This is a genomic window from Streptomyces sp. B1866 (genome assembly GCF_031932565.1).
GTDB lineage: Bacteria > Actinomycetota > Actinomycetes > Streptomycetales > Streptomycetaceae > Streptomyces.
The window spans coordinates 1-8,308 of the sequence record NZ_JAVSCF010000273.1; the positions used below are offsets into that span (position 1 = coordinate 1).

The 8,308-nt window shown below is 78.1% G+C and carries 7 protein-coding genes; 3 read left to right on the forward strand and 4 right to left on the reverse strand.

Features of this window, described 5'->3' with window-relative positions; genetic code table 11:
• Window positions 1-76 precede the first annotated feature (76 nt).
• The 4 genes from RKE29_RS25375 to RKE29_RS25390 form a co-directional block, all read right to left on the reverse strand.
• Window positions 77-2,428, reverse strand: a complete 2,352-nt coding sequence (locus RKE29_RS25375) for a serine/threonine-protein kinase (RefSeq protein WP_312007961.1) — start codon at window positions 2,426-2,428, stop codon at window positions 77-79.
• Between the two features lie 57 nt (window positions 2,429-2,485).
• Window positions 2,486-3,340, reverse strand: coding sequence for an oxygenase MpaB family protein (locus tag RKE29_RS25380; protein WP_312007967.1), 855 nt, complete (start codon window positions 3,338-3,340; stop codon window positions 2,486-2,488).
• Between the two features lie 267 nt (window positions 3,341-3,607).
• On the reverse strand, window positions 3,608-4,216 hold the full coding sequence (locus RKE29_RS25385; RefSeq protein ID WP_312007963.1) for a pyridoxamine 5'-phosphate oxidase family protein: 609 nt from the start codon (window positions 4,214-4,216) through the stop codon (window positions 3,608-3,610).
• Complete coding sequence (locus tag RKE29_RS25390; RefSeq protein ID WP_312007964.1) at window positions 4,213-5,817, reverse strand: hypothetical protein; 1,605 nt, start codon at window positions 5,815-5,817, stop codon at window positions 4,213-4,215. Before RKE29_RS25390 ends, RKE29_RS25385 begins: the two co-directional genes overlap by 4 nt.
• 176 nt (window positions 5,818-5,993) lie before the next feature.
• Here RKE29_RS25390 and dhaK point away from each other — a divergent pair, with 176 nt between their 5' ends.
• From dhaK to RKE29_RS25405, 3 genes are all read left to right on the forward strand, one after another.
• Window positions 5,994-6,986, forward strand: coding sequence for a dihydroxyacetone kinase subunit DhaK (gene dhaK / locus RKE29_RS25395; RefSeq protein ID WP_312007965.1), 993 nt, complete (start codon window positions 5,994-5,996; stop codon window positions 6,984-6,986).
• Window positions 6,987-7,095: 109 nt separating this feature from the next.
• On the forward strand, window positions 7,096-7,701 hold the full coding sequence (gene dhaL, locus RKE29_RS25400; RefSeq protein WP_312007969.1) for a dihydroxyacetone kinase subunit DhaL: 606 nt from the start codon (window positions 7,096-7,098) through the stop codon (window positions 7,699-7,701).
• Window positions 7,702-7,821: 120 nt separating this feature from the next.
• On the forward strand, window positions 7,822-8,238 hold the full coding sequence (locus RKE29_RS25405; protein ID WP_312007966.1) for a PTS fructose transporter subunit IIA: 417 nt from the start codon (window positions 7,822-7,824) through the stop codon (window positions 8,236-8,238).
• The last annotated feature ends 70 nt before the right edge of the window (window positions 8,239-8,308 follow it).

Below are 8,308 nucleotides of genomic sequence, written 5' to 3' on the forward strand. Positions count from 1 at the left end.
CCGCCCGGCCCCGGACGCGCCGGGCGCGGGCAGGCGGGCCGCCCCCGGCCCGTACGGCCGGCGGCGCCGACACCGGTCAGGCCGCCGGGTCGGGCCCGCGCCGCGCCGCGTGCCGGCCCAGCCGCTCCATGCAGTGCGCCTCGTCGGCGCGGCTGGCGAGCGTGTCGGGGTGGCCGGGACCCAGGACGCGCTCCCGGCCCGCCGTGACCGCCCGGTAGCAGGCCAGGGCCTGCTCCCACCGGCCCAGCCAGCCGAGCGCCACGGCGACCTCGCGGCGGCTGACAAGGGTGTCGGGGTGGTCCGGGCCGAGCGCGCCCTCACGGGCGGCGCACACCTCGCCGGCCTCGCGCAGGGCCTCCTCCCAGCGGCCGAGGCGGCCGAGGCTGACGCCGAGGGCGTGCCGGGCGCGCAGCGTCTCCGGGCCGGCCGGGCCCTGTTCGCGCGCGCGGGCCCGGGCCAGGTCCGTGTAGACGCGCCGGGCCTCCTCCCACCGGTCGAGGCGGCCCAGGCAGATGCCGGTCTCGTAGCGGGCGGCGAGCGTGTCGGGGTGGTCGGGGCCCAGGACGCGGGCGCGCGCGGCGGCCACCTCGCCGTGGACCTGCGCCGCCTCGCCCCAGCGGCCGAGCAGGCCGAGCGCGGCGGCGGCCTCGGCGCGGGTGGCGAGCGTGTCGGGGTGGTCGGGGCCGAGCACGCGGGCGCGCGCGGCGGCCACCTCGCAGGCCGCGCGGTGGGCCTGCGCGGCCCGGCCCAGGCACCGGTGGGTGACGGCGAGGTTGTGCCGGCAGCGCAGCGTGTCGGGGTGGTCGGGGNAGGCCGCGCGGTGGGCCTGCGCGGCCCGGCCCAGGCACCGGTGGGTGACGGCGAGGTTGTGCCGGCAGCGCAGCGTGTCGGGGTGGTCGGGGCCCGCCGTGCGCTCGCGGACGGCGAGCACGGCCGCGTACTCCTCGGCCGCCTCGGCGTGGCGGCCGAGGTGGCCGAGCACGAACGCGGTCTCCTGGCGGGCGGCGAGGGTGTCCGGGTGGCCGGGGCCGAGCGCCCGCTCGCGGCCCGCGGCCACCTGCCGGTACTCCGCGAGCGCCGCGTCGAGGCGGCCGAGCCGTACGGCGGCGAACGCGGCCTCGTGGCGGCTGTCGAGGGTGTCGGGGTGGTCCGGGCCGAGGGCGTCGGCGCGCAGCGCGGCCACCTCGCGGTGCGTGCGCCAGGCGTCGGCCCAGCGGCCCAGGCGGCTCAGGGCGAGCCCGGCGCGGTGGCGGGCGGTGAGCCGGGCCGGCAGGCCGGGCGGGGCGAGCGGGCCGGGGCCGCCGGGCGCGGGCGCCAGACCGGTCCAGGAGCCGGTGAGCCCCGCGGCGTCCTCCAGCGGGGAGGGCCGCGGCGGCCACGCGCCGTGCGCCTTGGAGCCGGTGGTGATGGTGTCGGCCCAGGACGGCAGGCCGCCCGGGTCCTCCGCCGGCCCGTCCGACGGCCCGTCCGGCGGCGGCTGCGGCGGGCCGGGGTCGGCAGGCAGGGCAGGGTCAGCGGGCGGCGCGGGGGCGGCCGGGCGCGCCCAGGGCGCGGGGTCGGGCCAGGTGGCCCCGGGGCCGGCCCGGGACAGGGCGATCCGCTCGGCCAGCTCGGCGGCGTCGGCCGGGCGGTCGGCGGGCTCCTTGGCGAGCAGGTCGAGCACGAGCCGTTCGAAGGGCTCGGGCAGCTCCGGGCGGCGCTCGCGGGGCGGGGCGGGCGCCGTCTCGCGGTGTCCGACAAGCACCGCCCAGGTGTCCTGCTGGTCGAACGGCGGGGCTCCGGTGGCCAGTTCGTACAGCACGCAGCCCAGCGAGTACAGGTCGCTGCGGTGGTCGACGCCGCCGCCCGCGATCTGCTCGGGCGACATGTAGGTGGGCGTGCCCATGGCGACGCCGGTGCCGGTGAGCCGGGCGGTGAAGCCGATGTCGTGGGCGAGGCGGGCGATGCCGAAGTCGCAGATCTTGGTGGTGCCGTCGGCGAGCCGCACGATGTTGGCGGGCTTGAGGTCGCGGTGCACGACGCCCTGCCGGTGGGTGTAGGCGAGCGCGGCGGAGACCTGCCGGGCGATGTCCACCACGTCGGCCACGGGCAGCGGGCGGCGGCCGTTGTCGGCGAGCGACTGGCTGAGGTTGCGGCCCTCCAGCAGCTCCATCACCAGGTACAGCACGCCGTCGTCCTCGCCGAAGTCGTGCACGACGGTGACGCCGGGATGCTGGAGCGCGGCGGCGACCCGGGCCTCGCGGCGGAACCGCTCGCGCACCGCCTGTGCGGCGGTGGGCTCGTGCCGGCGGCCCAGCGGCTTGAGGCACTTGACGGCGACGCGGCGGCCGAGCGACTCGTCGCGGGCCTGCCACACCTCGCCCATGCCGCCGCGCCCGATCCGCTCCAGCAGCCGGTAACGGCCCTGGATCAGCCTGGTGTCCGCCATTCGCAGCCGTCGCCCCCGTCGCCTCGCACCCCTCGCCGGGCGGGTCCGCCCCGGGCGTCAGGCGCCGCGTGCCCCCCTGGCGCCCACCGCCTGCCCGCCTTCCAGTATGGCCGCCCGGGTGGTGAGCTTGTAGGGCGAGGGGCGGGTGCCCGGGCCCACCCGCGCGACGGCGGTGAGGATGTGACGGGGTGGAAGCTGCCAGCGGACGGTGGCCGGTATGCGGCGCAGCAGGCCGCCGAGGGTCCGCAGGCGGCGGGTGACGGTGGCCGGGTCGGGCGCCGGGCGGCCGTACAGCTCGTGGGCGTGACCGGGCAGGCTCGCGTACGCGAGCGAGGCCACGCGCCGCCACAGCGCCTCGCGCGCCGGTACCAGCAGCGGGTGCACGGGCGGGCGGCGCAGGAAGGTGTCGATCTCGCGGGCCTCGGGCGTGGCGGCCAGTTCGCCGCGCACCCGGTCGAAGTACGCGGCCAGGCCGGCGGTGTTCGCCGGCACGGCGGCGGGGTCGAGCCCGACGAGGCGGGCGGCGGCGCGGTTCTCGGCCACGTACCGGTCCGCCTGGGCGTCGTCGAGCGGGAAGCCGGAGCGGCGCACCACGTGCAGGTAGGAGGCGATCTCCGCGCAGTGGACCCACAGCAGCAGGCCGGGCTCGTCCACGGCGTGGCGGGCGCCGGTGGCCGGGTCGGCGACGGACAGGCGGCGGTGGATGCCGCGCACCCTCGCGCCCGCCCGCTCGGCCGCCCGGGTGGTGCCGTACGTGCGGGTGCCGACGAAGTTCGCGGTGCGCCGCAGCCGCCCCAGGGCGTCGGTGCGGAAGTCGGAGTTCTGCGTGACGCCGCGGACGGCGAGCGGGTGCAGGGCCTGGAGGTAGAGGGCGCGGACGCCGGCGACCCACATCATGGGGTCGCCGTGCATCTGCCAGGTGACCGAGTCGGGCCCGAACAGCCCGGGGTCGGGGTCCGCCGGCGCGCCGCCGCGCGCCGCCCGTACGGCCGGGCGGCGTCCGCGCGCGCCGCCCGCCGGCCGGGCCGGCCCGTCTCCGCGGCCCTGGGCCGCGCTGTCGCCGTACTCCGCCATGGGCTCTCCCCCCGGTCCCCTCCGGCCGTCCCCGTCCCGTCGCGCTCCGGTCATTCTCCCCCGACCGCCGTGCCGCGCCCGCTCCGGGGGCGCCGCGGCCGGCGGTCAGGGCCGGGGGTCCTCCCGGGGCGGGCTGTCGTCGTTGCCGCGCCGGAGGGTGCGCAGCGGCCGCCCGGGGTGCCAGAGCTGGACGACGATCTCCTCGCCCTCGACGCCGGTGCGCACTGCCTCGGTGAGGTCCAGGCGGAACAGGTGGAAGGGCTGCGGCGGTTCGGCCGCCTCGACGTACCGGGCGAGGAGGAGCGGGTCGGTCACCTCCGCGGCGCGCCCGGCGACGCGGACGTCGCCGTCCGCCATCTCGGCGTCCGGGCCGGGGTTGGCGTGCAGCGCGCACCGGGCGTCGCGCCGCAGGTCCAGGGCCTTGCGGGAGGCGGGCATCATGCCCAGCCACAGCTCGCCGAAGCGGAAGTCGGTCTCGATGCCGGTCAGGCGCGGGGAGCCGTCCGCGCGCAGCGTGGCCAGGACGTGGTGCCGGTACTGCTGGAAACGCTCTTCCACGATGCGGGCGAAGGCGGGCTCGGCGGCCTCGAACTCCGCCCAGGACGCCGTCCGGCCCGCGGGCCGGCCCGGTGCCTCGGCCGCGGTGTCGCCCGTGGGCCCGGCGCCGGCCGGCGGCCCGGCCTTGTCGTGGATGGTCGGCTCGGGGATCGTCATGGCCCCATCGTGCCGTGTCGGCCGGAAACCTTGTGCCGGATTTCCCGCTCGGGGGCCGGCCGCGGCGGCAGGTAGGCGGTCCACCCGGTGCCCGGCAGCCGGTGCGGCGTCCACGCGCGGGCGTACGCCGGCGGCCGCGCTCCGCCGTGCCGGGTGAGCAGGGCGGTCGGCTCGCGGCGGGACCGGCGCAGCAGGGCGGGCACGGTGGTCGAGCGGTTGTTCCCGGCCACCTGGGCGGAGGCGCAGCCCGCGTGGTAGGCGACGGGCAGCGCGCGGTACCCGGTGACCAGGCAGGGCGGTCGCAGGCCGAGCCGGTGCAGCCCGCGCGCGGCGGCGGCGTACCGCCCGCTCGTCGTCTCCGACTGCGCGGCCGCCCACCGGGTCACGGCGAGCTGGCTGCCGAGCTGGAGGACGAGGGCGAGTCCGAGGGCGGCCCGCAGGGCGGTGGCGCGGCGGGCCGCGGCGCGCACGCCGACGGCGCGTCCGGGCACGCTCGCGCTCCGGAGTGCGCGAAGTGCGAGCCCGGCGACCGGAAGCGCGAGGAGCGCGTAGGAGGGCATCAGGAAGCGCGGGGCGGAGTAGTCGATGAGGAAGAGGTAGGGAACGGCGAGGCTCGCCGCGCACGCGACGGCCAGCAGGGCGCTCGCCGGGTGGCCCCGGCGCAGCTGGAGGGGGGTGCGGGCGTCCCGGAGCGCGACGGCGACCGCCGCCGCGGCCAGCAGCGGCAGCGCCAGCCACCACACGGTCAGCTCCGGATGGCGCAGCGGCACCTCGCAGGGGCGGCACAGCTGCGGCCCGTCGAGGCTGCGCCAGGCCGCGCCGGCGTTCAGGTGCCAGCCCACCCCGCCCTCCACGTCGCTGGACACGCGCAGCCGCTCCCGCAGGCCGCCGAACCGTACGTACGCCTCGGCGGCCCACTGCGCCGCGCCCAGCGCCAGGCCGCCGGCCAGCGCGGGCAGCGCCGGCCGCCAGGCCCGCACGCACCCGGCCGCGACCAGCAGCGGAAGCGCCAGCCAGGCGCCGTCGGGGGTGCGCACGAGCGTGACGGAGGCGAGCGTGGCGGCCAGCCACCAGCGGGCGCGCGGCTGTTCGGGCACGCGCAGGAACCAGCCGGCGGCGGCGACCGCGCCGAGCGCCACCCACAGGTTCGGCATCGCCGCGGGGCCGCTCGTCTGGGTGATCCACAGTCCGGCGAACAGCAGCGCGGCCAGCGCCGTCGCACCGCGCCCGACCAGCCGGTCCCACACCCGGAAGGCGGCGTACAGGGCGGCGGCCGACAGCAGCACCAGGTACAGCCGCAGGGCCGGGTGGGAGGAGGTCAGGCCGGTCACGGGCGCGACCAGCAGGCTGATCCCGCGCGAGCGGGGGGCGCTGAAGTACGCGGCCGGTCCGCGCGGGTCGACCTGGGAGACGTAGACCGACTCGTCCCAGCCCAGCGCGTGCCGGGTGTGCGGGACGACGAAGGCCAGCTGGACGGCCGCGTACGCCGACGCGACCACGGCGAGCCGGAGCGCGGGGCGCCGGGGCGCACCCGTGCCCGGCGGCTGCGAGCGGGTGCGCGGATATCGGACAGCGCTCACCGGAACGGCCATGTTCTCCATCTGCATACCATATGACGATCACTTATTTTTTGCCGGTTTGTCACTCATTTGGAGCATTGCATCCCGATCGGCGCTGTGGGCGGTGTCAACGTTCGGTGAGGTGCCTGTCACGCGGCGGGTCCGTAGTCTTATGAACGCGCGCATACCGATCCCAGCGGGCCGAGGACGGATATCCCATGAAGATGCTCATCAACGTCGCCGAGAGCGTGGTCGCCGACGCTCTGCGCGGAATGGCCGCCGCCCACCCCGAGCTGACCGTCGACGTCGACAACCGGGTGATCGTCCGGCGGGACGCGCCCGTCGCCGGGAAGGTGGGCCTGGTCTCCGGCGGCGGCTCGGGGCACGAACCGCTGCACGGCGGGTTCGTGGGGCGCGGCATGCTGGACGCGGCCTGCCCCGGGGAGGTGTTCACCTCCCCCGTGCCGGACCAGATGGTGCGGGCCGCGGCGGCCGTGGACAGCGGCGAGGGTGTGCTGTTCGTCGTGAAGAACTACACCGGCGACATCCTCAACTTCGACATGGCCGCCGAACTCGCCGAGGACGAGGGCGTGCGGGTGGCCAAGGTCGTGGTCAACGACGACGTGGCCGTCACCGACAGCCTCTACACGGCGGGCCGGCGCGGCACCGGCGCCACCCTGTTCGTGGAGAAGATCGCGGGCGCCGCCGCCGAGGCGGGCGCCCCGCTGGAGAGCGTGGCGGCCGTCGCCCGGCGCGTGAACGACCGCGCGCGCAGCCTCGGCGTCGCCCTCAGCGCGTGCACCACCCCGGCCAAGGGCCGCCCGACCTTCGACCTGCCGGCCGGCGAGCTGGAGCTGGGCGTGGGCATCCACGGCGAGCCCGGCCGGGAGCGGCGCGGCATGATGACCGCCCGGGAGATCGCGGACTTCGCGGTGGACGCGGTCCTGGCGGACCTGACGCCGGACGACCCGGTGCTGGTGCTCGTCAACGGGATGGGCGCCACCCCGCTGCTCGAACTGTACGGCTTCGCGTCGGAGGTCCACCGCAATCTCGGCGAGCGCCGCGTGCCGGTGGCCCGTACGCTCGTCGGCAACTACGTCACCTCCCTCGACATGGCGGGCGCTTCGGTGACGCTGTGCCAGGTGGACGAGGAGCTGCTGCGGTGGTGGGACGCCCCCGTGGCGACTCCGGGTCTGCGCTGGGGGTGCTGAGTGACCCCGTCGGCGGTGTGCGCTCCGGCGCCCGCCGCCCCGGGTGGCAAACGGTCGAGAGCGATCGAGGAGGACGCCTGTGCCCGGCAGTGAAACCGCCAGCGACCCGGTGCTCGACACCGGTTTCTTCCGCCGCTGGATAGCGGCGGCCGCCACGTCCGTGAGCCGTGAGGCGGACCGGCTCACCGATCTGGACTCGGCCATCGGCGACGCCGACCACGGCGCCAACCTCCAGCGCGGCTTCACCGCCGCGGCCGCGGCGCTGGAGGAGGAGGGCCCGCCCACGCCCGGGGCGGTGCTCGTCCTGGCCGGACGGCAGCTGATCTCGAAGGTGGGCGGCGCGTCCGGCCCGCTGTACGGCACCCTGCTGCGCCGGGCGGGCAAGGCGCTCGGCGACGCCGGGCAGGTCACCGGCCCCCAGCTGCGGGACGCGCTGCGCGCGGGCGCCGACGCGGTGACGCAGCTCGGCGGCGCCGCGCCGGGCGACAAGACCATGCTGGACGCGCTGCTGCCCGCCGTGGACGCGCTGGGCACCTCCGGCGCGGACTTCGAGGCCGCGCGCGAGGCCGCCCTGAAGGGCGCGCTGGCCACCGTGCCGCTGCTCGCCCGCAAGGGCAGGGCCAGCTATCTGGGGGAACGCAGCATCGGGCACCAGGACCCGGGCGCCGCGTCGACGGCGCTGCTGTTCGCGGCGCTGGCGGAGGCGGTCCGGTGAGCGCGCCCCGCGTCCCCGCTCCCCCGCCCGGCACGGCGGCGGGCACCGGGCGCGAGGGTGGCCGGAGGAGCGGCGCGAAGCCGTGGGAGTCGAAGGAACCGAGGGGACCGAGGGGGGACCATGAGTGACACGGCCATGAGCAGGCAGGTCGGTGTGGTATTGGTGTCGCACAGCGCGGCGGTCGCCGAGTCCGTCGCGCAGCTGGCGCTCGGACTCGCGGGCGGCGGCACCGCGCCGGTGGCCGCCGCGGGCGGCGTTCCGGACGGCGGTCTCGGCACCAGCGCGGAGCTGATCTCCAAGGCGGCGCGCTCGGTCGACCAGGGCGCGGGGGTCGCGATCCTGGCCGACCTGGGCAGCGCCGTGCTGACCGTGAAGACGCTGCTGGCCGAGGGCGACGAGCTGCCGGAGGAGTCCCTGCTGGTGGACGCGCCGCTCGTGGAGGGCGCGGTGGCCGCGGTGGTCACCGCGTCGGCCGGGGCGGACCTGGCGGCGGTGGCCCGGGCGGCCGAGGAGGCGCACGGCTACCGGAAGGTCTGACCGGCGCCGGCGCGCCGCCGCCCGGCGCCGCGCGCCCCCGGCCTCCCGCGCCGGCCCGGCGCGCCGGGTC

Coding starts and splice junctions, on each gene's coding strand:
- RKE29_RS25380 (WP_312007967.1), bottom strand. CDS start 3,340: ATGCACGGCGACCCCATGATGTGGGTCGCCGGCGTCCGCGCCCTCTAC.
- RKE29_RS25385 (WP_312007963.1), bottom strand. CDS start 4,216: ATGACGATCCCCGAGCCGACCATCCACGACAAGGCCGGGCCGCCGGCC.
- RKE29_RS25390 (WP_312007964.1), bottom strand. CDS start 5,817: ATGGAGAACATGGCCGTTCCGGTGAGCGCTGTCCGATATCCGCGCACC.
- dhaK (WP_312007965.1), top strand. CDS start 5,994: ATGAAGATGCTCATCAACGTCGCCGAGAGCGTGGTCGCCGACGCTCTG.
- RKE29_RS25405 (WP_312007966.1), top strand. CDS start 7,822: ATGAGTGACACGGCCATGAGCAGGCAGGTCGGTGTGGTATTGGTGTCG.